Genomic DNA, 24,848 nt, shown 5'->3' with positions numbered 1-24,848 from the left:
AGCTACCGTGGCCGCCGCCCGCGCTCCGCCATCCGGCTCAGGCCAGGGCGGCAGGATCGACGCTGACCCGCACCGAGCCGTCGTCCTTGCGGGCCGAGCGGACGGCGCTGGCCGCCTTCACCGCGGCGGTGAGCTCCCGGCCGTGGGCCAAGGGGGTGCGCAGGGTGAGGCGGCTGACCGGATCGCCCTGGGCGGTGGGCGGCAGCGGCACCGGTCCGAGCACGTCGCAGACCTCGGGCAGTTCCAGCGCCTGCTCCATCTGCTGCAGGGCATCGGGCGAGCCGTCGAGGGTGATGAACTTCACCGCGGGTGGCAGCCGGGCCTCGAAGCGCTCGGCCAGTTCCCGTTCGGCGAAGCCCACCGGGTCCACCCGCACCAGGGCCTGGATGGTGCGGTCGTCCGAGGGGCCGACGACCGCGACCGTGCCGCCGTGCTCCCCGCTGCGCACCAGGCCCAGCACGTTCAGCCAGCGTCGCAGTGTCTCCTCCGAGACCCGCAGGTCAGGGCGGGAGAGCTGCACCGTGGCGTCCAGCAGTACGGCCGCGGCATAGCCACCGGCCGCCGGTGGCTCGGCGCCCGGGGTGGCGATCACGAGCGCGGGCCGCTCCCCCACACCCTGCTTCACCTGCTCGCCGCTGGACTCCAGCACGGTGGTGCCCGGGAAGGCGCGCCCCAGTTCCTCGGTGGTGCGCCCTGCTCCCACCACCGGGGCCCGCAGCCGGTGGTCGCCGCAGGTGGGGCACTGCCAGCCGGTCACCAGCCGACCGCACCAGGCGCAGGAGAGCTGCTGCTCCCCGTCGCGACGACGGCCGCGCACCGGGCCCTGGCAGTGCGGGCAGCGCACGGGGGTGCGGCAGGTCTGGCAGCTCAGCGCCACCAGGTAGCCGCTGCGCGGCACCTGCACCAGCACCGGCCCCTGCGCCAGACCGGCCCGGATGGTCTGGAAGACCAGGTTGGGCAGCCGGACGCTGGCGGCCAGCGGGTCACGCTCCAGCGCCTTGTCAGAGTCGGCGGAGACCCGCACCGCGGGTGCCAGCCGACGGGCCTCGCCGGTGGGCAGCACCACGGGCGCCAGCCAGCCGCGGTCCACCCACAGCTGCAGCTCGCAGCTGCGCGCCCGGGAGGCGAAGAGCAGCGAGCACTTCTGCTGGGTGGCGCGGATCGCGGCCACGTCACGGGTGTGGAAGTAGGGGGCGCGCGGCTCGGCCCACAGGTCGTCGCCGTCGTCCCAGAGCGCCACCAGCCCCAGGTCTGCCACCGGTGCGAAGGCCGCGGCGCGGGTGCCCACCACCACCCTGGCGGTACCGCGGGCCAGGGCCAGGAAGTTGCGGTAGCGGGCCGACGGCCCCAGATCCGCGTGCAGCACGGCGATGCAGCCCGCGCCCACCACCTCGGCCAACCGGGAGCGCAGCGCCTCCAGGTCCTTGACGTCGGGCACCAGCAGCATCACGCCCCGCCCGGAGCGCAGCGTGGCGACGGTGGCCTGCACCAGCCCCTGCCAGGGGTCGTGGGCAGTGCTGGGCGCCACGGTCCAGGCCACCCGACGCGAGCCTCCAGCGGCCAGGTCATCGAGGTAGTCGGTGCCGTGCGGGTAGCCCGACAGCGGCCCCTCCACCTGGTCGGGCAGCTCGGGTTGGGGCCACGGCTTCGGTTCGGCCTTCTCGGTGGCGGCATGGCGGGGCGGCACGGCCAGCCGCATCACGTCGGAGAAGCTGCCGCCGCAGTGGTCGGCCACCGCGCGCACCAGCTCCACCTGCTGGGCCTGCAGCACCGGCTCCGGGCTGACCACCTTCTCCAGCCGGGAGAGCTTGGCCGCCTCGCTGGTGGCCAGCCGCTCCACGACGAAACCGTCACGCTGCCGGCCCGCGAAGCGAACCCGGACCCGCGCGCCCGGGACCGCCAGCTCGTCGTCGGCCTCGGCCACCTCGTAGTCAAAGAAGCGGTCCAGGTGGGGCAGGGGCACGTCGAGCGCGCAGCGGGCCACCGGGAAGTCCATGCAGACGATGGTAGGTGCTCATGCCGACAGTTCCGGCTCCCGCTAGGGTGGCCGCCGTGAACGCCACCATCGCGCAGCCGCCCTCCGACAGCCTGGACACGGCCACCCGGCGGGTGCTGGCGACCATCGGCGCGGAGATGGTCAGCGCCGGCATGACGGTCACCGACGTGGAGTTCGAGCTGCAGCGGCTCTCCGCCCGGCTCGGGCACCCATGGCTGCAGGTCTCGGCCACCCCCACCCACATCACCCTGGCGCTGGCGCCGGGCGAGCCGGCCACCATGCAGCGGATGGGCGGCCCGCTGCGGCTGGACCAGTCGCTGGTGGTGCGCCAGGTGCGCCACGACCTGCTGGGCGGGCGGATCGCGGTACCGGAGGCGCTGGAGCAGATCCGACGGGTGCGCCAGCTGCCGCTGCGCTACGGACGGTGGGGCGTCTACCTGGGCAACATGGTGGTGGCCGCCGGCATCTGCCTGATCATGCAGCCGGGCGTGGCCAATGTGCTGCTGGCGGCGCTGTGCTCGCTGGTGGTGAGCTTCCTGATCCGCAGCTCCGGGCGCCACGCCCTGCTCGCCGCGCTGCTGCCGAGCCTGGCCGCGCTGAGCGTCTCGCTGGTGGTGCTGGGCGCCTGGCACGCCGGGATGCTGCAGGGTCCGTTGCGCACCCTGATCTGCCCGATCGCGGTGCTGCTGCCCGGAGCCCTGCTCAGCACCGGCATCGCAGAACTGGCCACCGGCTCGATGATCTCGGGCACCTCACGCTTCCTCTACGGCATCGTGCAGCTGCTGCTCTTCGCGCTGGGCGTGGTCGCCGCCGCGATGCTGCTCAAGGTGCCCACCGCGGCGCTCACCAACACCCGCGTCGACGAGCTCGGCGTCCTGGCCGCGCCGGCCGGGCTGGCGCTGATCGCGGTGGGCATCATGCTCTCCGAAGGAGTGCCGCTGCGCATCTTCGGCTGGACCGCGGCGGTGCTGGTGGCCACCTTCGCTGCCCAGCAGTACGGCCAGGCGCAGACCGACTCGCTGCCGCTGGGTGCCTTCCTGGGCGCCACCACGGCCAGCTTCCTGTCCACGGCGGTGGAGTCCACCCGACGCAATGTCCCCCGGCTGGTGCTCTTCCTGCCCAGCTTCTGGCTGCTGGTACCCGGCACCCTGGGTCTGATGGGGATCACGACGGTGGGCGCCGGCACCGGCACCGCGGAGGCCGTCACCGGAGTGCTGACCCTGATCACCTCGATCGCGCTGGGCCTGCTGGTGGGTTCGGCGCTCGCCCTACCCCTGAACCGGCTCACCCGGCGGCTGCAGCACGTCGTCCACCGCTGAGCCAGCCCCTGGGTCAGCGGATCGCGGCCTTCAGTTGCTCGACGCGGTCGGTGCGCTCCCAGTTCATCCCGGGCAGCTGGCGACCGAAGTGGCCATAGGCGGTGAAGGTGGAGTACTTGACGTCCAGCAGGCCCAGGTCGCGCACGATGGCGGCGGGGCGCAGGTCGAAGACGTCCAGCACGGCGTCGCGGATCTGGTTCTCCGAGACGGTGCCGGTGCCGAAGGTGTCCACGTAGAAGCCCACCGGGGCCGCCTTGCCGATGGCATAGGCCACCTGCACCTCGCAGCGCTCGGCCAGGCCGGCGGCCACCACATTCTTGGCCACCCACCGCATCGCATAGGCGGCGGAGCGGTCCACCTTCGACGGGTCCTTGCCGCTGAAGGCACCACCACCGTGGCGGGCCATGCCGCCATAGGTGTCGACGATGATCTTGCGGCCGGTCACGCCCGCATCGCCCATCGGGCCACCGATCACGAACTTGCCGGTGGGGTTGATGTAGGTCTTCATCTCGTCGGTGCGCAGGTCATAGCTGGCCAGCACCGGGTCAATGACATGGCGCACCAGGTCGGGGTGGATCGTCTTCTCGATGGAGACGCCCTCGGCGTGCTGGGTGCTCACCACGACGGTGTCGACGCCCACCGGGCGGCCGGCCTCGTCGTAGGCGATGGTGACCTGGGTCTTGCCGTCGGGACGCAGGTAGTCCAGCTGGCCGGACTTGCGCACGGCGGTCAGCCGTTCGGAGAGCCGGTGCGCCAGGTCGATCGGCAGCGGCATGAAGCTGGGGGTCTCGTTGCAGGCGAAGCCGAACATCAGGCCCTGGTCGCCGGCGCCCTGCATGTCCAGCTCGTCGCCAGAGGCACCGGTGCGGTTCTCGTAGGCCTTGTCGACGCCCTGCGCGATGTCGGGCGACTGGCTGCCGATGGCCACGGTCACGCCGCAGGAGCGGCCGTCGAAGCCCTTGTCGGAAGAGTCGTAGCCGATGTCGAGCACGGTCTGGCGGGCCAGGCCGGAGATGTCGGCGTAGGCCTCGGTGGTGACCTCGCCGGCCACCACCACCAGCCCGGTGGTCACCAGCGTCTCGACGGCGACGCGGCTGGTGCGGTCCTGCTCCAGCATGGCGTCCAGCACGGCATCGCTGATGGCGTCGGCCACCTTGTCGGGGTGTCCCTCGGTGACGGACTCGGAGGTGAACAGCCTGGTCATGCGGGTTCTCCATTTCTGCCCGACATGCCTGCCAGGCGGGCGGCCAGCGCGTCGACGATCGACGCCGCGGCCTGCGACTTGGTTCCGGTGACCTCGTCGACGATGCCGGCGGGGTCGATGAGGGTGATCTGGGTGGTGGCTCGGCCGAAGACCTTGCCGGCCGAGACGTCGTTGAGCACCAGCAGGTCGCAGCCCTTGCGGGCGAGCTTGGCCTGCCCGAGCTGCACCAGCTGGTCACGGTCGGGGGCGGTCTCGGCGGCGAAGCCGACGATGACCTGCTCGGGGCGTCGGCTGCGGCTGATCGCGGCCAGCACGTCGGTGGTCTGCACCAGGTGCAGGGTCATGCCGCCGTCGCCGTCCTTCTTGATCTTGGTGGTGCTGACCTCGGCGGGGGTGAAGTCCGCCGGGGCTGCGGCCATCACCACGGCATCGGCCTGCGGTGCCAGGCGCTGCATGACGGCGGCCAGGTCCGCGGTGGAGACCACCTGCTCCACCTCGACGCCCGACGGGGGCTCGGCGGTCATGGCGGCCGCCACCAAGGTGACGCGGGCGCCGCGCAGGGCCGCCTCGCGGGCGATGGCGGTGCCCATCAGGCCGCTGGAGGCATTGCCCAGGAAGCGCACCGGGTCGAGCGCCTCGTGGGTGCCGCCGGCGGAGACGACGACATGGCGCCCGGCCAGATCCTGGGCGGCCGCGCGCCCGGCGGCCTCGCGGCCACCGTCGAGCAGGCGCAGCGCCAGCTCGGTGATCTCGGCGGGCTCAGGCAGCCGGCCCGGGCCGGAGTCGGCGCCGGTGAGGCGTCCGGCGGCGGGATCCTTCACGACGCAGCCACGGCTGCGCAGGGTGGCCACGTTGGCGACGGTGGCCGGGTGCTGCCACATCTCGGTGTGCATGGCCGGGAAGAAGGCCACCGGGCAGTGCGCGGTGAGCAGCACATTGGTGAGCAGGTCGTCGGCGCGGCCGGTGGCGGCACGAGCCAGCAGGTCTGCGGTGGCGGGCACGACGAGCACCAGGTCGGCCTGCTGCCCGATCCGCACGTGCGGCACCTCGGTGATCTCGCTCCACACGTCGGTGCTGACGCTCTTGCCGCTCAACGCCTCCCAGGTGGTGCGGCCCACGAAGTTGAGCGCATTGGCGGTGGGCACGACGGTGACATCGCAGCCGGCCTCGCGCAGGCGTCGCAGCACCTCGCAGGCCTTGTACGCAGCGATGCCACCGGCGACGCCGAGAACGACTCGGCGACCGGTGGCATTCACGTCTGCGGTGTCTCCGCTGGACACGGATCCGGCTCGCGGATCAGGCGGGGTCGATGTCCCCGAAAGGATCGGAGACGAAGCTGAAGTCGGGATCGGCAGTGGCCTCGGCGCGCGCGGCGGCCTCGGCCTCGGGATCGATCTCGGCGCACTCGAGCACGTCGGCCTCGATCTCGCGCAGGGCGATGCTCAGCGGCTTCTCCTGCACGCCGGTCTCCACCAGGGGGCCGACGTTCTCCAGCAGGCCCTCGCCCAGCTGCGAGTAGTAGGCGTTGATCTGGCGCGCGCGCTTGGCGGCGAAGAGCACCAGGCGGTACTTGGAGTCGACCTTGTCGAGCAGGCCGTCGATCGGGGGGTTGGTGACGCCCTCGGGGATGTTTGTGGTCAAGATGAACCTTCGATTCGTCGATTTTCGTGGCCAGAGGTCACAAGCCCAGCAAGCCTACCAAATCCTGGACGGTTTGATCGATCTCGCGATTCACGACGACGTGGTCGAACTCCCCCATCCGGGCCAGCTCCTCGCGGGCGGTCACCAGCCGGCGCTCCTGCTGCGCGGGGGTCTCGGTGCCGCGACCCACCAGGCGGCGCACCAGCTCCTCCCAGCTCGGCGGCTCCAGGAAGATCTGCTGGGCCTGTGGGTAGGACTGTCGTACCTGGCGCGCGCCCTGCAGGTCGATCTCCAGCACGACGGCCTCGCCGCGCGCCACGGCCTCGTCGACCGGGCGGCGCAGGGTGCCGTAGCGGTTGCGGCCGTGCACCACCGCCCACTCGAGCAGGCCGTCACCAGCGACCAGCTGGTCGAACTGCTGCTCGGTCAGGAAGTGGTAGTGGACGCCGTCGATCTCACCGGGGCGCGGGGCGCGCGTGGTGGCGGAGACCGAGACGTAGACCTCGGGGTGCAGCTCCTTGAGGCGCGCGACGACGGTGCCCTTCCCGACGGCGGTGGGACCGCTGATGACGCTGACGCGCACGGGCGCACCCGTGCCGGGAACCGGCTGCTGCGGCCTGGTCTGGTGGGACTCGGTCACGCTGCCGGTCTCCCCTTCCTGTTATTCGAACTCTGCCTTCAGCCCGGCCACCTGGTGGCGGCCCAGCCCGCGGACGCGACGGTTGGCGGCGATCTCGAGGCGCTCCATGATCTCGGCGGCCCGCTTGTCACCCACGCGCGGCATGGCCTTGAGCAGGTCCACCACCTTGACGTGAGCCAGGACGTCGTCCTTGGCCGCGGTGTCGAGTGCCTGGCCCAGCGTGAGCGTACCCGTGCGGACCTTCTCCTTCAGCTCGGCGCGGGCGCGACGGGCCTGGGTGGCGGCCTCGCGAGCAGCCTGCAGCTGTTCGGGTGACAGTGTTGGGATAGCCACGACCGGTTCTCCATTTCCCCTGGTTGCCGGACACCACTGATTGCCCGGTCGCTCTCACCGTACAAGCGATCACCGCTTGCCGCAGCCGAATCTACCGCGATTCACCAGGTCGGGTCAGGCAGGTCAGGCTGTGAAATATCACCCAATTCTGCCCCGCCCGGGAGCGCGCCCGCACCGGCTGGTTCAGCGTGTCTCAGCCCAGCAGGGATTCGACGGCCTGCACCAGGCCCTCGCGCGACGGCCCACCCTGCATCACCTGCCGACTGGCCGAGGGCAGCAGCCGGTCGGTGGCCTCGCCGAAGATGGAGCGCAGACCGTCGATGGTGCCACCCTGGGCGCCGATGCCGGGCACCAGGATGGAGCCGTTGAACCGGCTCACGTCGCAGCCGGGGTCGGCATGGGTGCCGCCCACCACCAGGCCGATGGCGTACTGCCCCGAGCGCTGGTTCTCCTCGGCCGCCTGGTCCACCACCATCTGCGCGACGCTGCGGCCACCGGCGTCGGCCAGCTGCACCTCACCGCCCTCGGGGTTGGACGTGCGCGCCAGGACGTAGAGCCCCCGGCCGGTCTCGTGCGCCAGGTCGATGGCGGGTCGCAGCGACTCGAAGCCCAGGTAGGGGGCCAGCGTGATCGCATCCGCGCGCAGGGCCGACTCCTCGCGCAGGTAGGCGCGGGCATAGGCGGCCATGGTGGAGCCGATGTCGCCGCGCTTCACGTCGAGGATGCTCAGCGCGCCGGCCTGACGGATGTCGTCGAGCACGCGCTCCAGCACCGCGATGCCGGCCGAGCCGTGCACCTCGTAGAAGGCCGACTGGGGCTTGAAGACGGCCACCTTGTCACCGATTGCCTCCACCATGCCGCGAGCACAGCGCTCCAGGCCGTCCACGTCGTCGGTCAGCCCCCAGGCCTGGAGGATCTGCGGGTGCGGATCGATCCCGACGCACAGGGCGCCTCGCGCGGCAGTGGTGGTGGCAAGACGTTCTGCGTAGGTCATGGTCTCTCCGTCGTGGGTGGCTGGCCTCGGCCATCCTCGCACGGGCCCGGATGCCGCGCACCCTGGCGCCCCTTCCACCCGCCGGGAGGTGCAGCGGGCCCCGACGTTCGGGGAGCATGGTCGGTCCGCCCCGACGGAAGGCCCCCCATGACTGCCCCACCAACTGCTCGCACCTGGCGCCAGGTGGCGGCCGGGACGCTGCTCGTCGCCGTCACCTACGGCATGGCGCGGTTCGGGGTGGGGCTGTCCGCGCCGCAGGTCATCCAGGACGGCGTGAGCGACCAGGCAGGAATCGGCTACACCTCCTCACTGTCCTACCTGACCTATGTGGTTGCCTGCCTGGCGTGCAGCTGGCTGGTGAGCCGGGGACGCTGGCGGCTCTGCCTGGGGCTCGGGGCCGGCTGCCTGCTGCTGGGCTACACCGTCACGGCTCTTGCGAATGGCTCCGCTGCCTTCCTGGCCGGGGTATCCGTGGCCGGTGCGGCGGCGGGCTTCGCCTCCGGCGCGATCGCCCATCGGCTGGCCCGCGACGTGCCCGCCCGGCTCGAGGCCAGGGCGCAGGGCATCGCCAATGCGGGCACCGGCACGGGCGTGGTGCTGGCCACCACGGCCATGTTCGCCAGCGGGAGCTGGCGGACGCTGTTCTGGCTGAGCGCGGCCCTGGGCGCTGTTGCCACGCTCTGGTTCGTCCTCGGGTCCGGTGCCAGACGAGACGGTGACCAGGACGGCACCCAGGCACCCGAGCAGCCCGGCCGGGCCGATCAGCTCGTGCTACCCGTGCTGCTGACAGCAGGGATGGGCGCCGGAGCCGCCGTCTTCTGGGCCTACGGTCGCGAACTGGTGGGCGAGCAGCTCCGCCTGCAGGACACCTCCTCGCTGCTCTTCTGGGGGCTGGTCGGCTTCGCGGGGGTCGCCGGCTCGCTGTCCGGCGACATCGCCGGGCGACTCGGTCCGGCCCGCGCCTGGGCGCTGCTGTGCACCCTGCTGGGCCTCGCCGTGATCTCCCTGCCCCTGGCGTCCCAGCCGTGGCAGGCGATGGTCCTCGGGGCCCTCTTCGGTGGCTGCTACACCACGCTGTGCGGCATCACGATCGAACTGGCCCGACTCGCCTGGCCGCAGGCCGTGGGAGCGGGCTCCAGCATCCTGTTCGCCACCATCGCGGTGGGCCAGACAGCTGGCTCCCTGGCCTCAGGGCTGGCCGCCTCGCAGACCGGGCTGGCACCGCTGTTCATCACGGGTGGAGTGGTGGCCCTGATGGCCGGAGCACCCGCGCTGCTGCTGCACCGACGATCAGCCTGACTGATCGTCGAAGGCGTGATCGGACCCGGATCGGCCCCTTGTCATAGCGACAGCCCAAGCACAATAATTAGAACATGCATTCGATCCCGCGTGGCCCGTCGCCCCACGGCACTGGACGTGCGCACGACGCGCTGCCGGTCGATGCGGTGGCCACCATCGAGGAATTGCGCGAGGTGCGGCTGGCCCGGCGACGGGCGGAGGCCCGCGAGCTCGAACTGGCCGCCCACTTCGCCGACCTCGCGTCCGAACCGTCCACCGGGCACGGGCTGCCGGGATGCGAGCAGGCAGTGCAGCTGGGTGCCGACGGAACCCCCGCGGTGGCGGAGCCCTGGAGCTGGGCGCGGCGTTGGGCATCAGGGCGGTCGAGGCCAGCGCCCTGATGGCGGCGGCACTCGACGTGCGCCACCGGTTGCCGTGGGTCTGGCGCAGCACCATGGCGGCCGAGCTGCCGGTCTGGCAGGCCCGCAAGCTGGCCGGGCTGGTACGGGAGCTGGACCGGGACGCCGCCCGGCTGGTGGACCTGGAGCTGTCACGAACCCCGCCCGGCATGTCCTGGAGCCGGGCCGAGGCCATGGTGCGGGGGCTGGTGCTGACCACCTCGACGCGAACCGGGCCGAGCAACGCCGCCAGGAGGCGCTGCAGGACCTGGGCGTCTGGATCGCCCAGGAGGACGACGGGGTGGCCGGGCTCAGCGCCCGGATCGACGCCCCGCAGGCCGCTGATCTCGAGGCGAGCATCGACTGGCTGGCCCGCATCCTGGCCGAGGGCGGCGCCACCGGTGGACGTGACAGCCTGCGGGCCAGGGCCTTGGGTCTGCTCGCAACGCCGGCTCGTGCCCTGCAGCTGATGCAGGCCAGCCTGCTGGACCAGCTGCCGGTGGACGCGGAGGCCTTGGGCCAGTTCTGCGCCCATGACGGAGAACCAGGCCACCTGTGCGGCACCATCACCGTGGACCCGGAACGCCTGCTGTCCCGGGCTCAGCTCGTCGTGCATCTCACCGACACCACGCTCGCCGACGGCACGGGTCTGGTCCGCCCGGTGATGGGGACCGGCCATGCGACGCGGCTCCGCCCTGTGCTGGCCGAGTGGCTGCGCGACCTGCTGGGCGAGCGTCGGGTCAGTGTCCGTCCGGTGATCGACCTGGCGAACCAGGCAGCCAGCGACAGCTACGAGGTGCCGCGCCCGATGCGCGAGGGCCTGGAGATCCGCAATCCCTACGAGGTCTTCCCCTTCTCGACGCGCCGCTTCGCCGGCCTCGACCTGGACCACACCCAGCCGTGGAGGGACGACGGCCCACCGGGCCAGACCCGCCCGGACAACCTCGGTCCCCTGGCCCGCAGGGCGCATCGAGCCAAGACACATGGTGGCTGGCAGCTCACCCAACCGATGCCCGGCATCTTCCTGTGGCGCAGCCCGCTGGGCTACCGCTACTTGGTGACCCCGTCGCGCACCATCGAGCTGGGCAGGGCCGTCGACGCCGTACCCGGCCCCGAGCACACGCTCGCCGCCTGATCAGCGGTTTCCGGAGGACGCCACCTCAGCGCAGTGCGTTGATGCCGCTGACCAGTGCGGGGCCGTTGTAGATGAAGCCGGTGTAGAGCTGCACCAGCGAGGCACCGGCGTCGAACATGGCCTGCGCGTCGGCCGGCGTCATGATCCCGCCCACGCCGATCACGGGCAGGTCGGTGTGACGGGTGATGTGGCGCACCATCTCGCGTGAGCGCACGGTCAGCGGGGCGCCCGACAGTCCCCCGGCCTCGGCGGCCAGGTGCTGGTCCGCCGGGGCCAGGCCGTCGCGTTGCAGCGTGGTGTTGGTGGCGATCAGGCCGCTCACCCCGTTCTGCTCGCAGATCCCGATCGCCTCGTCGAGCGCGTCGTCGGTCAGGTCCGGGGCGAACTTCACGAAGATCGGCACCGGACGGCCCGGGTCCAGCCGCTCGGCCTCGGCCACCAGGGCGCTGGTCAGCTCGCGCAGGTGCTCGCCGTCCTGCAGCTGGCGCAGGCCCGGCGTGTTCGGGCTGGAGATGTTGACCGCGACGTAGTCGGCGTGACGGGCCAGCAGGCGCAGGCTGGTCAGGTAGTCCTCCACCGCATGCTCCAGCGGCGTCACCTTCGTCTTGCCGATGCTGATGCCCAGCGGGATCCCCAGCGCCCGGTTGCCGCGCTCGACGCCCCAGCCGGCCAGCCGGTCGGCCAGCGCCGCGGCACCGGAGTTGTTGAAGCCCATCCGGTTGATCACGGCCTGGCTGGTGCGCGCCCGGAAGACGCGCGGCTTCGGGTTGCCCGGCTGCGCCTGCGCGGTGACGGTGCCCAGCTCCGCGAAGCCGAAGCCCAGACCGGCCCAGGCCCTGGCCGCGGTGCCCTGCTTGTCCAGCCCGGCGGCCAGGCCGACCCGGCCCGGGAAGCTGATCCCGGCCACCTCGGTCTCGCCGCGGCCCGCCAGACCGCGCCCGCCCAGCACGGGCGCCAGGTGGCGGCTCGCCACCGGGATTCGGCCCAGCGCGTCGATCATGTCCTCGTGGATCTTCTCCGCATCGCCGCCGTGGGCGGTGAAGAGCATCGGGCGCACCGCTGAGCGGTAGCCGGTCAGCAGGGCACGGTTCAGGGCCTCGCGTGGCCCCATCAGCGCGGCCATCAGGCCTCCTGGCCGATTGCGGCGGCGGTCTCGCGGGCCCAGTCCTGCAGCGAGGTGACCTGCAGGTCCTCCCCCGCCGCCAGCGACTCGATGCCCTGCACGACGGCGGCCAGCCCCTGCACCGTCGTGACACACGGCACCTGGTTGATCACGGCCGCGGTGCGGATCTCGTAGCCGTCGTGGCGCGGCGCCCCGCCGGTGGTGGTGCCCTGCGGGGTGTTGAAGATCAGGTCCACCTCCTGGCGCTGGATCAGCTGCACGATGGTGGGCTCGCCGTTGGGACCCTCCCCCTGCGAGTGCTTGCGCACCACGGTGGAGGCGACGCCCTGGCGGCCCAGCACCGCCGCAGTGCCCGCGGTGGCCAGGATGGTGAAGCCCAGGTCGGCCAGCCGCTTCACCGGGAAGATGGCATGGCGCTTGTCGCGGTTGGCCGCGGCGATGAAGACCGTGCCCTGGGCCGGGAGCGCCCCGAAGGCGCCGGCCTGGCTCTTGGCGAAGGCGACGCCGAAGGTGCCGCTCAGACCCATCACCTCGCCGGTGGAGCGCATCTCCGGGCCCAGGATGGTGTCCACGTTCAGGCCCTCGGGGGTGCGGAAGCGGTTGAAGGGCATCACGGCCTCCTTGACCGCGATCGGCGAGCCGGGCCAGCTGAAGGCCCCGTCCACCTCGGCGCGCAGCACGCCCTGCTGGCGTAGCTCGGCGATGGTCGCGCCCATCATCAGCAGCGTGCAGGCCTTGGCCAGCGAGGTGTCGGTGGCCTTGGAGACGAAGGGCACGGTGCGGCTGGCGCGCGGGTTGGCCTCCAGCACGTAGAGGGTGTCACCAGCCAGCGCGTACTGGATGTTGATCAGGCCGCGCACCCCAACCCCCTCGGCGATCGCCTCGGTGGAGCGTCGGATCTGGTCGATGACCTCCTGGCCCAGGCTGATCGGCGGCAGCGAGCAGGCCGAGTCGCCGGAGTGGATGCCGGCCTCCTCGATGTGCTCCATCACGCCGCCCAGGTAGAGCTCGTGGCCGTCGTAGAGGGCGTCGACGTCGATCTCCACCGCGTCGTCCAGGAAGCGGTCGATCAGCACGGGGTGGCTGGCCGAGACCAGCGTGGAACGCTCGATGTAACCGCGCAGCGAGTCCTCGTCGTAGACGATCTCCATGCCGCGCCCGCCCAGCACATAGCTGGGGCGCACCAGCACCGGGTAGCCGATCTCGCCGGCCACCTCGGCCGCCTCGTCGGGGGTGACGGCGGTACCGAAGCGCGGGGCGGGCAGGCCGGCCTGGTCCAGCACCATGCCGAAGGCACCGCGGTCCTCGGCCAGGTGGATCGCCTCCGGGCTGGTGCCGACGATCGGCACGCCGGCGTCCTTGAGCTGCTGCGCGAGCTTCAGCGGGGTCTGGCCACCCAGCTGCACGATCACGCCGGCCACCGGGCCGGCCTGGCACTCGGCGTGGTAGACCTCCAGCACGTCCTCCAGGGTGAGCGGCTCGAAGTAGAGCCGGTCGGAGGTGTCGTAGTCGGTGGAGACGGTCTCCGGGTTGCAGTTCACCATGATGGACTCGTAGCCGGCCTGCGTGAGCGCCATCGCGGCGTGCACGCACGAGTAGTCGAACTCGATGCCCTGGCCGATCCGGTTCGGCCCGGAGCCCAGGATCAGCACCGCCGGCTTCTCACGCGCTGCCACCTCGGTCTCCTCGTCGTAGGAGGAGTAGTGGTACGGGGTGCGGGCGGCGAACTCGGCCGCGCAGGTGTCGACGGTCTTGTAGACCGGACGGATCCCCAGCGCCCAGCGCAGTCCGCGCACCACGTCGGTGGACATGTGGCGGGCGGCCGCGATCTGCGCGTCGGAGAAGCCGTGCCGCTTGGCCAGGCGCAGCAGCTCCGGGGTGAGCGCGTCGGCGGTGGACACCTCGCGCGCCACCTCGGCGAGCAGGAAGAGCTGGTCGACGAACCAGGGGTCGATCCGGGTGGCCTCGAAGACCTGCTCCGGTGACGCCCCGGCCATGATGGCGGAGAAGACCTCGGTGAGCCGGCCGTCGTGGGGACGGGAGGCACCCTGCAGGATCTCGGCCGGGTCGGCGTCGGGGACGGTGAGCAGGAAGGGAGCCTTCGGGTCCTCCAGGGAGCGCAACGCCTTGCCCAGCGCCTCGGTGAAGTTGCGGCCGATGGCCATCGCCTCGCCGACGCTCTTCATGTGCGTGGTCAGCGTGCCGTCGGCGGTGGGGAACTTCTCGAAGGCGAAGCGCGGCACCTTCACCACCACGTAGTCAAGGGTGGGCTCGAAGCTGGCGGGCGTGACCTGGGTGATGTCATTGCGGATCTCGTCCAGGGTGTAGCCGACGGCCACCTTGGCGGCGATCTTGGCGATCGGGAAGCCGGTGGCCTTGGAGGCCAGCGCCGAGGAGCGCGAGACACGTGGGTTCATCTCGATCACGATCATCCGCCCGTCGTCGGGGTTGATCGCGAACTGGATGTTGCAGCCGCCGGTGTCCACACCCACGGCGCGGATGATGCCGATGCCCACGTCACGCATGTGCTGGTACTCGCGGTCGGTCAGCGTCATGGCCGGGGCGACGGTGATGGAGTCGCCGGTGTGCACGCCCATCGGGTCCAGGTTCTCGATGGAGCAGATGATCACGACGTTGTCGGCCTTGTCGCGCATCACCTCCAGCTCGTACTCCTTCCAGCCCAGGATGGACTCCTCGATCAGCACCTCGGTGACCGGGGAGGCGTCCAGGCCGGTGCCGGCGATGCGACGCAGCTCCTCCTCGTCGTGGGCGAAGCCGGAGCCCAGGCCGCCCATGGTGAAGCTGGGGCGCACCACCAGCGGGTAGCCCATGTCGTCGGCGGCCGCGAGCACCTCGTCCATGGAGTGGCAGATCGCCGAGCGCGCGACGCCGGCATTGCCGCCGGGGATGTCGAGCGCCTCGACGATCTCCTTGAACTTCTCGCGGTCCTCACCGCGCTGGATGGCGTCGAAGTTGGCGCCGATCATCTCGACGCCGTAGCGCTCCAGCACGCCGTTCTCGTGCAGCGCGACGGCGGTGTTCAGCGCGGTCTGGCCGCCCAGGGTGGGCAGGATGGCGTCGGGACGCTCGGTCTCGATCACCCTCTGCACGTACTCCGGGGTGATCGGCTCGACATAGGTGGCGTCGGCGAACTCGGGGTCGGTCATGATCGTGGCCGGGTTGGAGTTCACCAGGATCACCCGGTAGCCCTCCTGGCGCAGCACGCGGCAGGCCTGTGTTCCGGAGTAGTCGAACTCGGCGGCCTGGCCGATCACGATCGGCCCGGAGCCGATCACCAGGATCGAGGAGATGTCGGTGCGCTTCGGCATCAGAGGTTTCCTTCGCGGGGGTTGGTGCCGTCCATGTCCGATCCGGAGGGCAGGACGGAGCCTGCGGAGACCGGTGCGCCCGACGGCGCGGGGGGTTCAAGGGGGGTCGTCCCCCCTTGCATGACCTGCACGAACCTGTCGAAGAGGTAGTCGGCGTCGTGCGGGCCGGCGGCGGCCTCGGGGTGGTACTGGACGCTGAAGCCCACCAGGCGGTCGTCGCGGCGCAGCTCCAGTCCCTCGACCACGTCGTCGTTGAGGCACAGGTGGCTGACGGTGGCGCTGCCGAAGTCTGTCTCGGTGGTGCGGTCGGTGGGCGCGTCGACGGCGAAGCCGTGGTTGTGGGCGGTGATCTCCACCTTGCCGGTGGTGCGGTCGATCACCGGCTGGTTGATGCCGCGGTGGCCGTACTTCAGCTTGTAGGTGCCGAAGCCCAGCGCCCGGCCGAAGATCTGGTTGCCGAAGCAGATCCCGAAGTAGGGGTAGCCGGCCGCCAGCACCTCGCGCAGCAGGGCGGTGGCGTGCTCGGCGGTGGCGGGGTCGCCGGGGCCGTTGGAGAAGAAGACGCCGTCGGCGCCGGTGGCGCGGATGTCGTCGAGGGTGCTGCTGGCGGGCAGCACGTGCACCTCCAGGCCGCGACGGGCCATCTGGGCCGGGGTCATCGACTTGATGCCCAGGTCGACGGCGGCGACCGTGAAGCGTCGCTCCCCCTCGGCGGGCACCACGACGGGCTCGGTGACGGTGACGTCGTCCACCAGGTTGGCTCCAGCCATGGGGGGCTGCTGCTGCACCTGCGCCAGCAGCTGCTCCGGATCGAGAACCTCGGTGGAGATGCCCACCCGCATGGCGCCGCGCTCGCGCAGGTGGCGGGTCAGGGCACGGGTGTCCACGTCGCTGATACCGACGACGCCCTGGTTGGCCAGCTCCTGGTCCAGCGAGCGGGTGCTGCGCCAGTTGGAGGGGATGCGGGCAGGATCGCGCACCACGTAGCCGGCCACCCAGATGCGGCTGGACTCGTCGTCCTCGTCGTTCCAGCCGGTGTTGCCGATGTGCGGCGCGGTGGCCACCACCACCTGGCGGTGGTAGCTGGGATCGGTGAGCGTCTCCTGGTAGCCGCTCATGCCGGTGGAGAAGACGGCCTCGCCGAAGGTGGTGCCCTGCGCGCCGAACGACCTCCCCCGGAAATGCCTGCCATCCTCCAGAACCAGGATCGCTGGAAGATCGGAGCCGAACTGGGACGAGGTCATGGCCATCCTCCCCTGCCCGAGCCGGGCAAGGCCTAGCGGGTGAGCGCGATCCGCGGGAGGCGAGATCACCGAGACGATAGCAGCCCGCCGCGCGCGGGGAGCGACGGTCCGGCGATCGTGGACGGCACGCCCCTCGCACTACCGGCATGCCGGCGCGACTCCCCTACACTCAAACGGTTCTCCCACCCCCGACGCAGGAGGTCCCATGTCGCAGCAGGCGCCCCCACCACCCCGCGCCGCCCGGCTCGACGCCCTCGACGGGATCCGCACCATCGCGGTCTTCCTGGTGGTGCTCTTCCACGTGGCCGCGCCCGGCATGGCAGCGGGTTTCATCGGCGTCGACGTCTTCTTCGTCCTGTCGGGCTACCTGATCACCACCGGCCTGGTCTCGGGTCTGCTGAAGCGTGAGTCGGTCGACCTGGTGCGCTTCTGGACCCGACGACTGCGCCGGCTGATGCCGGCCGCGATGCTCGTGGTGCTCGTGGTACTGCTCTGGTCCTGGACCATGGCCCCGGCCTACCGCCGCCCGGTGCTGGGCAGCGACGCCTTCCACACCGTGGTCTACCTGGCCAACTGGCACTTCATGACGGCCGGCAGCTACTTCAACGACGACGGCAACCAGTCGCCGCTGCTGCACATGTGGTCGCTGGCCGTGGAGGAGCAGTTCTACCTGCTGTGGCCGCTGCTCGTGTTCGGCTGCCTCACCCTGGCGCGACGCCACCGCGGGGACGGCTCCGTGGGCAGGAAGGCCGTGCGACTGCTGACGGCGGTCACGGTCCTGCTGCTGCTCGGCTCCGCCATCCTGCTGGCGGTGCTCACCGACCCCACCGCCCCGGACCGGGCCTACATGGGCACCGACACCAAGGCCTTCGAGCCGCTGCTGGGGGCCCTGGCGGCGCTGCTGGTCTCCCGCCCCGCGATCGCCGGGCTGGTGCGACGCCATGCCCGGCTGCTGGGCTGGCTCGGCGTGGTGACGATGGTGGTGCTCTTCTCCCGGGCCGCAGGACCGTCGGCCGGCTACTTCCGTGGGGAGGCCTTCGTCTTCTGCCTGGGAACCGCCCTGCTCGTGCTGGCCGCCGGCAGCGCACCGGACTGGTGGCTCTCCAGGGCCCTTGCCTGGGGTCCGATGAGCTACCTGGGCCGGATCAGCTACGGCATCTACCTGTGGCACTGGCCGCTGGCCGTCTGGCTGGGTGCCCACGCGCACTTCTCCTGGTGGCGGGCGGCCGCCGTCATCCTGCTCACCGTGGCCCTGGCAGCGGCCAGCTACCACCTCTACGAGCAGCCGATCCTGAACGGCCGCTGGTCGGGCTGGTTCACCACCCGGCGAACGGTGGGCCTGGCCGCCGCGATGATGCTCTTCACCAGCCTGCTGGCCGCGCCGCTGGGTGGCACGCCGCTCACCCCGCTGGCGCGCGCCGTGCTGCCCAGCAAGCCGCTCGACCGCAACGCCTGGCTGGTGGTGGGTGACTCGGTCCCCAAGCGGCTGCTCCCGGTGCTGGCCCCCGCCGGTGAGGCTGCGGGGATCACGGTGGACAGCGCCAGCATGGGCGGCTGCTCCCCGCTCGGGGTGCACCAGCGGATCTCCGCCGACGACGTGGCCGGTGAGCGGTGCCCGCAGGTGCGGCAGAGCCAGTCCGAGGCGCTGGTGGCCACCAACCCCGCCACCGTCGTCTGGTGGTCTCGCTACGAGGTGGCCGACCGCTACCAGGGTGACCAGCTGCTCACACCGGCCACGCCGGCCTTCTGGCAGGCCCAGCGCCGTGACTTCGAGGAGTCCGTGGACCGGCTCACGGTGAACGGTGCGACTCTCGTGGTGGTGCTCACCGAGCCGCCCGGCGTCGGGATGCGTACTCGCTGTTCGGCGCGCACCTGCGTTCCCTTCCTGCAGCGCCTGGTCGTGCACGACGACTACCGCCGCACCTGGAATGCCATGGTGACCGAGATGGCACGCTCCGACCGGCGGCTGCGCACCGTCACGATGGACGACGTGGTCTGCAACCGCCCGCCGACACCGAGCGCGACCTATGGCTCGGCGCTGTGCGACGACACGGTCAGCCCCGGCCGGGTGGGACGCCCCGACGGTTCCCACTTCGACAACGAGCTGGTGGGCTCGAAGGTCTCCGCCGCCCTGTTGCAGCGCGTCGGGGCCGCCACCGGCAGGTGACGGCCCCGCGGCCGCTCAGCCCTGGGCGATGCGCTCCAGCACCATGGCGAGACTGGTGGCACCCGGGTCGGCATGACCCAGCGAGCGCTGGCCGAGCGGACGGGCGCGGCCCAGCTTCGCCACCAGGTCCTTGGTGGACTCGGCACCCTGCTGGGCGGCGGTGACGGCCTCGGCCAGGCTGCCGCTGCTTTGGTAGGCCTCGACGGCCGGCTGCAGGGCGTCGACCAGGGTCTTGTCACCCACCTGCGCGCCACCGAGCCGGACGACGGCCTCCAGGGCGGCCTCGAGGGCCTGCGCGACGGCCTGCTCCCCGGCGGGGTCGGCGTCGCCCAGACTGTTGCCGACGGCAGTCAGCAGGGCGCCCCAGAGAGCACCCGAGGTGCCGCCGGCCGCATCGGACCAGGCGGCGCCGGCGCCGGAGAGCAGGGTCTGGGCACCGGCCTGCTGGCCGGCCAGGTCCCGGGCGGTGGCCAGGGCGGCCGCCGAGCCCTTCGCCATGGCAGCACCGTGGTCCCCGTCACCGGCCACCGCATCCAGGTCGCCCAGCTCGGTCTCCTTCTCGCGCAGCAGCGCGGCCACCTGCTCCAGCACGGTCACCGCGCGGGCGGCGAGCTGCTGGGAGTCGGCCGAGCCCGGCTGCTCGACACCCACCTTCGTGGCCTGCTGGGCCAGCTCGGTGTCGTCGCGCTCCACCTCGCCGACCGCACCGCGGCGGTAGGCGGGCGTGTCGCAGGGAGCGAACCAGTACTTCTCGAGCTCCTCGTCGAGGAAGACCAGGGTCAGGCTGATCCCGGCCATGTCCAGACTGGTGACGAACTCCCCCACCTCGCCCTGGGCGATCTCCAGCCCGGCCTCGCGCAGCAACTGCTGCACGGAGTGCCAGACCACGAACATCTCCTCGTACTTGCTGCCGCCCAGGCCGTTCAGGATGGCCACGACCCGCTGACCCTGCTCGGCCGGGTGGTCGGCCAGCAACCCGTCGACCAGCAGCCTGGCGATGTCGGCGGCGCTGCCCAGCTCGGCCTCGTCGACGCCGGCCTCGCCATGGATGCCCAGGCCGATGCCCATCCGGCCCTCGGGCACGGTGAACAGCGGGTGGTCCGCTCCGGGCAGCGTGCAGCCCGCGAAGGCGACGCCGTAGGAACGGGTGGCCTGGTTGGCCTTGTCGAAGATGCGCTGCGCCTCGTCCAGGCTGACGCCCGCCTCACAGGCGGCACCGGTGATCTTGAAGGTGGGCAGGTCCCCGGCGATGCCTCGCCGCTTGAGGTGCTCCTCGGGCCCGGCGGAGGCGATGTCGTCGGTGACCAGCAGGGTGCGGGCCTCGAGGCCCTCGCTCTTGAGCCGTTCCACGGCCTGGCCGAAGTGAAGCACGTCGCCGGCATAGTTGCCGAAGCCGATCAGGATCCCGGCGCCACGGTCGGCGGCCTTGCACACGCTGTAGGCCTGGGCGCCCGAGGGCGAGGAGAAGATGTTGCCGCAGACGGCACCATCGGCGAAGCCGGGTCCGACCCAGCCGGCGAAGGCCGGGTAGTGGCCCGAACCGCCGCCGACCACCAGGGCGACCTTGCCCTGCGGGGTCTTCGTGGAGCGGACCACGCCACCGAAGACGGGCTTCACGTACTGGGAATAGGCATCCGCGAAGCCCGCGACGGCCTCGGCCGGGAAATTGGAAGGATCGTTGACTAGACGCGTCATTGCGCACTCCTCGGGGAGACAAGTCGGTCACACGGTTGGTGTGAAATTCACACTATGACTGTGCGGCGCGGCTGGCTAGGGTTTGGCTGGAAGGCCCCTTTCCCTCGATCCAGGAGTGAGCGATGCGCGCCGCCGTGCTCAACAGCCCCCATGACTTCGGCCTCACCGAGCGGGCCACACCCACGCCCGGTCCCGGAGAGGTGCTGCTGCGCATCGAGGCCACCACGCTGTGCGGCACCGACCTGCGGCTGATCTCCGGCGCGAAGACGGCCGGGGTGCGTCCCGGCGTCGTGCTGGGCCACGAGATCGCCGGACGGATCGAGGCCGTTGGTGAGGGCGTCGAGGGCTACCCGGCCGGCGCCCAGGCGACGGTCTCCATCGTGGTGAGCTGCAACCACTGCCCCAACTGCCTGGCGGGCCGCGAGCACTTCTGCAGCAACCTGCAGCTGATCGGCTACGCCATCGACGGTGGCCTGGCCGAGTACTGCCTGGTGCCCGCGCGGGCGGTGCGCAACGGCAACGTCATCCTCACCCCCGAGATGCCCGCCCGCACGCTCTGCCTGGCCGAGCCACTGAGCTGCGTGCTCAACGGCGCCTCCCAGTTCAGCACCCGGCCCGGCGACGTGGTGGTGGTGCTGGGTGCCGGGCCCATCGGACTGCTGCACACCCAGCTGGCCCGCCTCCAGGGCGCCAGCCAGGTGGTGGTCACCAACCGTTCCGCCGGCCGACGCGAGCTGGCCCTGGAGCTGGGCGCCACCCGCGCCGTGGACCCCACCTCCGAGGACCTGGCCCGGGTGGTCGACGAGGTGAGTGGCGGCCGCGGCGCCGACGTCGTCGTGGTGGCCATCGGCGCCCTGCCGCTGGCCAACCAGGCCCTCGAACTGGCCGGCGTTGGCGGCCGGGTGAACTACTTCGCCGGCTTCCCCAAGGGCTCCACCGTCGAGATGGACCCCAACCTGGTGCACTACAAGGAGCTGGTGGTCACCGGCGGCTCGAATGCCCGACGCAGCGACGTGCACCGGGCCGTGCAGGTGCTGGCCTGTGGCGCCATCGACGCGGAGCGGATCGTGACCCACGGCTTCGAGCTGGGCGATGTGGACCGCGCGGTGCAGGCGGTCAGCGACCAGCTGGGCGTCAAGATCGCCGTCGAGCCGCACTGAGCAGGACCACCACCACCGGCACCAGCGCCAGGGCCGCGAAGGCGGCCAGGCCGCGGTAGCCCACCAGGCCCATCACCGGTCCGCACAGCGCTGCGGCCAGGGCGGCGGACAGGTTGGAGGCGGTGTCGGCGCTGGCCTGCAGCTGCGGCCGGTCCGCGTCCGGCGCCACCCGGGTGACCAGCGCGGAGCCGGCCACCGAGCACATCGACCAGCCCAGGCCCAGCAGGAAGAGGGCCAGGTTCAGCAGCACCGCGCCGGTGCCCGCGAACCAGGCGGTGAGCAGGGAGGCCGCCAGCACGCCGACGCCCGCCACCACCACGAACCGCTCGCCGGCACGATCCACCGCCATGCCCACCAGCGGGCTCAGCGCATACATGCCGGCGATGTGGATGCTCATGGTCAGCCCCACCGCGGCCAACGAGTGGTGGTGCACGCTCATGTGCACCGGGGTCAGCACCATCACCGAGGCCATCACGAACTGGGCACAGGCGACGGTGACCAGGGCCAGGCGCAGCTCGGGCTGATGCCAGGCGGACCGCACCATGGCCAGGCTGCCCGTGGGGCGGCCCGCCGGGGCCTTCCCGCGGGCCAGCAGCAGCGGGTCCGGGCGCAGCGTCGCCAGCACGAAGCCGGCGCTCAGCACCGTGCCGAGCGCCGCGAGCAGGTAGGCACCGGCGATGTCGGCAATGCCCAGCCAGCGGCCCACCACCGCACCCGGCGCCGCCAGGTTGGGGCCCAGCATGGAGCCCAGCGTCGTGGCCCAGACCACCAGGGAGAGGGTGCGCGCCCGGTGCTCCGGACGGGCCAGGTCGGTGGCCGCGAAACGTGCCTGCAGGCCGGCTGCGGAACCGGCCGAGAAGGCGAACATGCCCAGCATCAGCAGCGCGACCGAATGGCTCGCGATCGCCGCCACCAGCAGCAACGCGCCCAGGCTCGCCACGGCCCAGCCGGTGCCCAGCGCCACCCGACGGCCGTGGGTGGTGGCCAGGCGTGCCAGCGGCACCGCCAGCACGGCCACCGAGAGCCCCGAGATGATCCGGGAGATGCCGGCCAGTGCCTCGTTGCTGGTCACCTCGTAGGCGAGCAGGGAGCCGATCGACATCCCCGCGCCCATGCCCAGCCCGGCCAGCACCTGGGCGCCGAAGAGGACTCGCACCACCCGGCGCTGCACCCGCTCCAGGTCCTCGGCGGCGGGAGCGGTCACTGTGGCGTCGTGGGTGGGCACCCGCCACATCCTGCCAGCAGGGGCTCCGGACGCGGCACGACCCGCCCCGGATCCCCGGGCCGGGTCGCGGCGTGCGGGCGCTCAGGCCTGCTTGGTCCTGCTGGCCTGCGCGAGCAGGCCGTTGACGAAGGCGGCCGAGTCGTCGGTGGAGAACTCGGTGGCCAGGGCCACCGCCTCCGCGATGACGGCCTCGTCGGGTGCGTCGGTGTGGTCGATCTCCCAGACGCCGATCCGGGCCAGGTTGCGGTCCACGCGCGGCATCCGCTCCAGGGTCCAGCCCTCGCTGCAGCTGTCGGCGATGCGCTGGTCCACCTGGGCCATCTGCTCGTTGATGCCACGCACGATCTGTTCGGCGTAGTCACGCACCGACGGGTCACCGGTGGCGATGTGCTCGTCGAGCGTGGTCACAAGGTCGCGGTCGCGCAGCTCGGCCTCGAACAGGATGTCGAGGGCCTGCTTGCGGGCCTTGGTGCGGCTGCTGTGGTGCGGGTTGGGCACCACGAGCGTCGGCTCCTGGGAGAGCTTGAGAAGGTCGGGGCGGCCGGGAACCGGCGTCCCGACGACGTCCTCGGGGACCATCAGTTGCTGACGCGGGAGAGGTAGTCGCCGGTGCGGGTGTCGACCTTGATCTTCTCGCCGGTGGTGATGAACAGCGGCACCTGGACCTGCTTGCCGGTCTCCAGGGTGGCGGGCTTGGTGCCACCGGTGGAGCGGTCGCCCTGCAGGCCGGGCTCGGTGTAGGTGACCTCGAGCTCGACGGAGGCGGGCATGTCGATGTAGAGCGGGTTGCCCTCGTGGATGGCCACCGTGGCGACGGTGTTCTCCAGCAGGTAGTCCTTGGCCTCGCCGACGACGGCCTCGGAGAGGGTCATCTGGTCGTAGCTGGTGGTGTCCATGAAGACGAAGCCGTCGCCGTCGTGGTACAGGTACTGCATGTCACGACGGTCGACCGTCGCGGTGTCCACCTTGGTGTCGGAGTTGAAGGTCTTGTCGACCACCTTGCCGGTCAGGACGTGCTTCAGCTTGCTGCGCACGACGGTGTTGCCCTTGCCCGGCTTGTGGTGCTGGAACCAGATCACCTGCCAGAGCTGACCGTCGAGGTCGAGCACCATGCCATTCTTCAGGTCGTTGGTAGAAGCCACGTACTTCCCTTTCAAGACGTCTGCCGCGAGTCGGCACGACAGTCTAACCCACTGCCGCTGGACACCACGATCCGCGCGACCGGGCACCGGCTACGGTGGCGCCATGCAGGCCCTCCCCCGTCACGCCCACCCGCCCAAGCTGTCCGAGCGCGAGGTGCGTCTGCAGTCGGTGGCAGACCTGGGGCCGTCGTCGGTGGGCAGCGACGACCTGGTCACCGAGCAGGAGGTGACGCTGCTCTCGCTGGAGGCCCACAGCACCGAGTTCGTGGAGCTGGCCAGCCTGCGCGTGGCCCGTGGCAGCCTGGCCGACAGCGACTGGTACCGCACCAACTGGGTGGACGTGGAGCTGAACGGGGTGGATGCCGCCAATGCGGCCTTCACCGAGAGCGGGCTGAAGCGGGTGGCCTGGCGCGGCTGCCGGCTGGTGGGGATCGCGCTGAGCGGCTGCACCCTGGCCGACCTGGAGCACCGGGACTGTCAGATGTCGCTGGCCAACTTCCGTTTCGCCAACCTGCAGCGGGTCAGCTTCACCGGCTGCGACCTGACCGGCGCCGACTTCACCAATGCCCGGCTGCAGGACGTCAGCTTCACCGACTGCACCCTGGAGGGCGCCAGTTTCAGCCAGGCCACCAGCACCCGGGTCTCGCTGTCGGGTGGCTCGCTGGTGGGCCTGAAGGGTCTCGACGGGCTGCGCGGTGCCACCATCCGCGTCGACGACCTGTACGACATCGCCCACGAGATGGCCGGCGAGCTCGGCCTGCACCTGGTGGAGGACTGAGCAGCCACGGGCACGACCACCGCGGCGCTCGCCCCTCTGCTGCCCCG

21 protein-coding genes are annotated in these 24,848 nt (G+C 71.6%); 7 read left to right on the top strand and 14 right to left on the bottom strand.

The window, feature by feature from the left end; all coding sequences use genetic code 11:
* Nucleotides 1-37: 37 nt before the first annotated feature.
* Entirely contained in the window at nucleotides 38-1,996 is a 1,959-nt protein-coding gene (locus ABD073_RS07840) for a primosomal protein N' (RefSeq protein ID WP_343873463.1), read from the bottom strand.
* A 56-nt stretch (nucleotides 1,997-2,052) separates the two neighbouring features.
* On the opposite strand from ABD073_RS07840, the gene ABD073_RS07835 reads away from it, so the two are divergent.
* A complete protein-coding gene (locus tag ABD073_RS07835; protein WP_343873462.1) occupies nucleotides 2,053-3,315 on the top strand; it encodes a threonine/serine exporter family protein in 1,263 nt (420 codons plus the stop codon).
* A gap of 13 nt (nucleotides 3,316-3,328) precedes the next feature.
* Here the strand turns inward: ABD073_RS07835 and metK are convergent, their stop codons facing one another.
* The 6 genes from metK to pyrF form a co-directional block, all read right to left on the bottom strand.
* Nucleotides 3,329-4,519, bottom strand: coding sequence for a methionine adenosyltransferase (gene metK / locus ABD073_RS07830; RefSeq protein ID WP_343873460.1), 1,191 nt, complete (start codon nucleotides 4,517-4,519; stop codon nucleotides 3,329-3,331).
* On the bottom strand, nucleotides 4,516-5,799 hold the full coding sequence (gene coaBC, locus ABD073_RS07825; RefSeq protein WP_343873459.1) for a bifunctional phosphopantothenoylcysteine decarboxylase/phosphopantothenate--cysteine ligase CoaBC: 1,284 nt from the start codon (nucleotides 5,797-5,799) through the stop codon (nucleotides 4,516-4,518). The genes metK and coaBC overlap by 4 nt, the downstream gene beginning before the upstream one ends.
* A 16-nt stretch (nucleotides 5,800-5,815) precedes the next feature.
* Nucleotides 5,816-6,160: a DNA-directed RNA polymerase subunit omega gene (gene rpoZ / locus ABD073_RS07820; protein ID WP_343873458.1), complete on the bottom strand. Its 345-nt coding sequence runs from the start codon at nucleotides 6,158-6,160 to the stop codon at nucleotides 5,816-5,818.
* A gap of 37 nt (nucleotides 6,161-6,197) precedes the next feature.
* Nucleotides 6,198-6,800 (bottom strand): guanylate kinase, encoded by a 603-nt coding sequence (gmk, locus tag ABD073_RS07815; RefSeq protein ID WP_343873457.1) that lies wholly within the window; start codon nucleotides 6,798-6,800, stop codon nucleotides 6,198-6,200.
* A gap of 21 nt (nucleotides 6,801-6,821) precedes the next feature.
* Complete coding sequence (gene mihF, locus ABD073_RS07810; protein WP_343873455.1) at nucleotides 6,822-7,133, bottom strand: integration host factor, actinobacterial type; 312 nt, start codon at nucleotides 7,131-7,133, stop codon at nucleotides 6,822-6,824.
* A gap of 193 nt (nucleotides 7,134-7,326) precedes the next feature.
* The gene (gene pyrF / locus ABD073_RS07805; protein ID WP_343873453.1) at nucleotides 7,327-8,127 is read right to left on the bottom strand and encodes an orotidine-5'-phosphate decarboxylase; all 801 of its coding nucleotides are present in this window, start codon (nucleotides 8,125-8,127) and stop codon (nucleotides 7,327-7,329) included.
* A gap of 147 nt (nucleotides 8,128-8,274) precedes the next feature.
* Between pyrF and ABD073_RS07800 the strand changes: the two genes are divergently transcribed.
* The 3 genes from ABD073_RS07800 (at nucleotide 8,275) to ABD073_RS07790 (ending at nucleotide 10,938) form a co-directional block, all read left to right on the top strand.
* Nucleotides 8,275-9,426, top strand: a complete 1,152-nt coding sequence (locus tag ABD073_RS07800) for an MFS transporter (RefSeq protein WP_343873452.1) — start codon at nucleotides 8,275-8,277, stop codon at nucleotides 9,424-9,426.
* A gap of 74 nt (nucleotides 9,427-9,500) precedes the next feature.
* Nucleotides 9,501-9,806, top strand: a complete 306-nt coding sequence (locus ABD073_RS07795) for a hypothetical protein (RefSeq protein WP_343873450.1) — start codon at nucleotides 9,501-9,503, stop codon at nucleotides 9,804-9,806.
* A 298-nt stretch (nucleotides 9,807-10,104) separates the two neighbouring features.
* On the top strand, nucleotides 10,105-10,938 hold the full coding sequence (locus tag ABD073_RS07790) for a hypothetical protein (protein ID WP_343873449.1): 834 nt from the start codon (nucleotides 10,105-10,107) through the stop codon (nucleotides 10,936-10,938).
* A gap of 25 nt (nucleotides 10,939-10,963) precedes the next feature.
* Here the strand turns inward: ABD073_RS07790 and ABD073_RS07785 are convergent, their stop codons facing one another.
* The 3 genes from ABD073_RS07785 to carA are packed head-to-tail and all read right to left on the bottom strand — an operon-like array spanning nucleotide 10,964 to nucleotide 16,634.
* Entirely contained in the window at nucleotides 10,964-12,061 is a 1,098-nt protein-coding gene (locus ABD073_RS07785) for a quinone-dependent dihydroorotate dehydrogenase (RefSeq protein ID WP_343873448.1), read from the bottom strand.
* Nucleotides 12,061-15,390 carry a carbamoyl-phosphate synthase large subunit gene (gene carB, locus ABD073_RS07780; RefSeq protein ID WP_343873447.1) on the bottom strand — a complete coding sequence of 1,110 codons (3,330 nt, stop codon included), beginning with the start codon at nucleotides 15,388-15,390 and terminating at the stop codon, nucleotides 12,061-12,063. Before carB ends, ABD073_RS07785 begins: the two co-directional genes overlap by 1 nt.
* Nucleotides 15,390-16,634, bottom strand: coding sequence for a glutamine-hydrolyzing carbamoyl-phosphate synthase small subunit (gene carA, locus ABD073_RS07775; protein WP_386751634.1), 1,245 nt, complete (start codon nucleotides 16,632-16,634; stop codon nucleotides 15,390-15,392). The genes carB and carA overlap by 1 nt, the downstream gene beginning before the upstream one ends.
* Nucleotides 16,635-16,839: 205 nt before the next feature.
* Here carA and ABD073_RS07770 point away from each other — a divergent pair, with 205 nt between their 5' ends.
* Nucleotides 16,840-18,801, top strand: coding sequence for an acyltransferase family protein (locus tag ABD073_RS07770; RefSeq protein WP_343873445.1), 1,962 nt, complete (start codon nucleotides 16,840-16,842; stop codon nucleotides 18,799-18,801).
* A 15-nt stretch (nucleotides 18,802-18,816) separates the two neighbouring features.
* On the opposite strand, the gene dhaL is transcribed toward ABD073_RS07770, so the two are convergent.
* On the bottom strand, nucleotides 18,817-20,496 hold the full coding sequence (dhaL, locus tag ABD073_RS07765; protein WP_343873444.1) for a dihydroxyacetone kinase subunit DhaL: 1,680 nt from the start codon (nucleotides 20,494-20,496) through the stop codon (nucleotides 18,817-18,819).
* Nucleotides 20,497-20,618: 122 nt separating this feature from the next.
* Between dhaL and ABD073_RS07760 the strand changes: the two genes are divergently transcribed.
* The gene (locus tag ABD073_RS07760) at nucleotides 20,619-21,656 is read left to right on the top strand and encodes an alcohol dehydrogenase catalytic domain-containing protein (protein WP_343873443.1); all 1,038 of its coding nucleotides are present in this window, start codon (nucleotides 20,619-20,621) and stop codon (nucleotides 21,654-21,656) included.
* On the opposite strand, the gene ABD073_RS07755 is transcribed toward ABD073_RS07760, so the two are convergent.
* The 3 genes from ABD073_RS07755 to efp form a co-directional block, all read right to left on the bottom strand.
* Nucleotides 21,631-22,881, bottom strand: a complete 1,251-nt coding sequence (locus tag ABD073_RS07755) for an MFS transporter (RefSeq protein ID WP_343873442.1) — start codon at nucleotides 22,879-22,881, stop codon at nucleotides 21,631-21,633. The genes ABD073_RS07760 and ABD073_RS07755 overlap by 26 nt on opposite strands.
* Before the next feature lie 81 nt (nucleotides 22,882-22,962).
* Nucleotides 22,963-23,460 carry a transcription antitermination factor NusB gene (nusB, locus tag ABD073_RS07750; protein ID WP_343873441.1) on the bottom strand — a complete coding sequence of 166 codons (498 nt, stop codon included), beginning with the start codon at nucleotides 23,458-23,460 and terminating at the stop codon, nucleotides 22,963-22,965.
* A complete protein-coding gene (gene efp / locus ABD073_RS07745) occupies nucleotides 23,460-24,023 on the bottom strand; it encodes an elongation factor P (RefSeq protein WP_343873440.1) in 564 nt (187 codons plus the stop codon). Before efp ends, nusB begins: the two co-directional genes overlap by 1 nt.
* A 103-nt stretch (nucleotides 24,024-24,126) precedes the next feature.
* Between efp and ABD073_RS07740 the strand changes: the two genes are divergently transcribed.
* Nucleotides 24,127-24,801 (top strand): pentapeptide repeat-containing protein, encoded by a 675-nt coding sequence (locus tag ABD073_RS07740; RefSeq protein WP_343873439.1) that lies wholly within the window; start codon nucleotides 24,127-24,129, stop codon nucleotides 24,799-24,801.
* The last annotated feature ends 47 nt before the right edge of the window (nucleotides 24,802-24,848 follow it).

The organism is Luteococcus peritonei (genome assembly GCF_039526385.1).
GTDB classification, from domain to species: Bacteria; Actinomycetota; Actinomycetes; order Propionibacteriales; family Propionibacteriaceae; genus Luteococcus; species Luteococcus peritonei.
The sequence above is the reverse complement of the archived record's forward strand: the minus strand, read 5'-3'. Positions and strand labels throughout refer to the sequence as shown.

Coding starts and splice junctions, on each gene's coding strand:
- metK (WP_343873460.1), bottom strand. CDS start 4,519: ATGACCAGGCTGTTCACCTCCGAGTCCGTCACCGAGGGACACCCCGAC.
- carA (WP_386751634.1), bottom strand. CDS start 16,634: ATGACCTCGTCCCAGTTCGGCTCCGATCTTCCAGCGATCCTGGTTCTG.
- ABD073_RS07795 (WP_343873450.1), top strand. CDS start 9,501: ATGCATTCGATCCCGCGTGGCCCGTCGCCCCACGGCACTGGACGTGCG.
- carB (WP_343873447.1), bottom strand. CDS start 15,390: ATGCCGAAGCGCACCGACATCTCCTCGATCCTGGTGATCGGCTCCGGG.
- ABD073_RS07785 (WP_343873448.1), bottom strand. CDS start 12,061: ATGGCCGCGCTGATGGGGCCACGCGAGGCCCTGAACCGTGCCCTGCTG.
- ABD073_RS07760 (WP_343873443.1), top strand. CDS start 20,619: ATGCGCGCCGCCGTGCTCAACAGCCCCCATGACTTCGGCCTCACCGAG.
- ABD073_RS07770 (WP_343873445.1), top strand. CDS start 16,840: ATGTCGCAGCAGGCGCCCCCACCACCCCGCGCCGCCCGGCTCGACGCC.
- dhaL (WP_343873444.1), bottom strand. CDS start 20,496: ATGACGCGTCTAGTCAACGATCCTTCCAATTTCCCGGCCGAGGCCGTC.
- nusB (WP_343873441.1), bottom strand. CDS start 23,460: ATGGTCCCCGAGGACGTCGTCGGGACGCCGGTTCCCGGCCGCCCCGAC.
- ABD073_RS07840 (WP_343873463.1), bottom strand. CDS start 1,996: ATGGACTTCCCGGTGGCCCGCTGCGCGCTCGACGTGCCCCTGCCCCAC.
- ABD073_RS07800 (WP_343873452.1), top strand. CDS start 8,275: ATGACTGCCCCACCAACTGCTCGCACCTGGCGCCAGGTGGCGGCCGGG.
- pyrF (WP_343873453.1), bottom strand. CDS start 8,127: ATGACCTACGCAGAACGTCTTGCCACCACCACTGCCGCGCGAGGCGCC.
- ABD073_RS07740 (WP_343873439.1), top strand. CDS start 24,127: ATGCAGGCCCTCCCCCGTCACGCCCACCCGCCCAAGCTGTCCGAGCGC.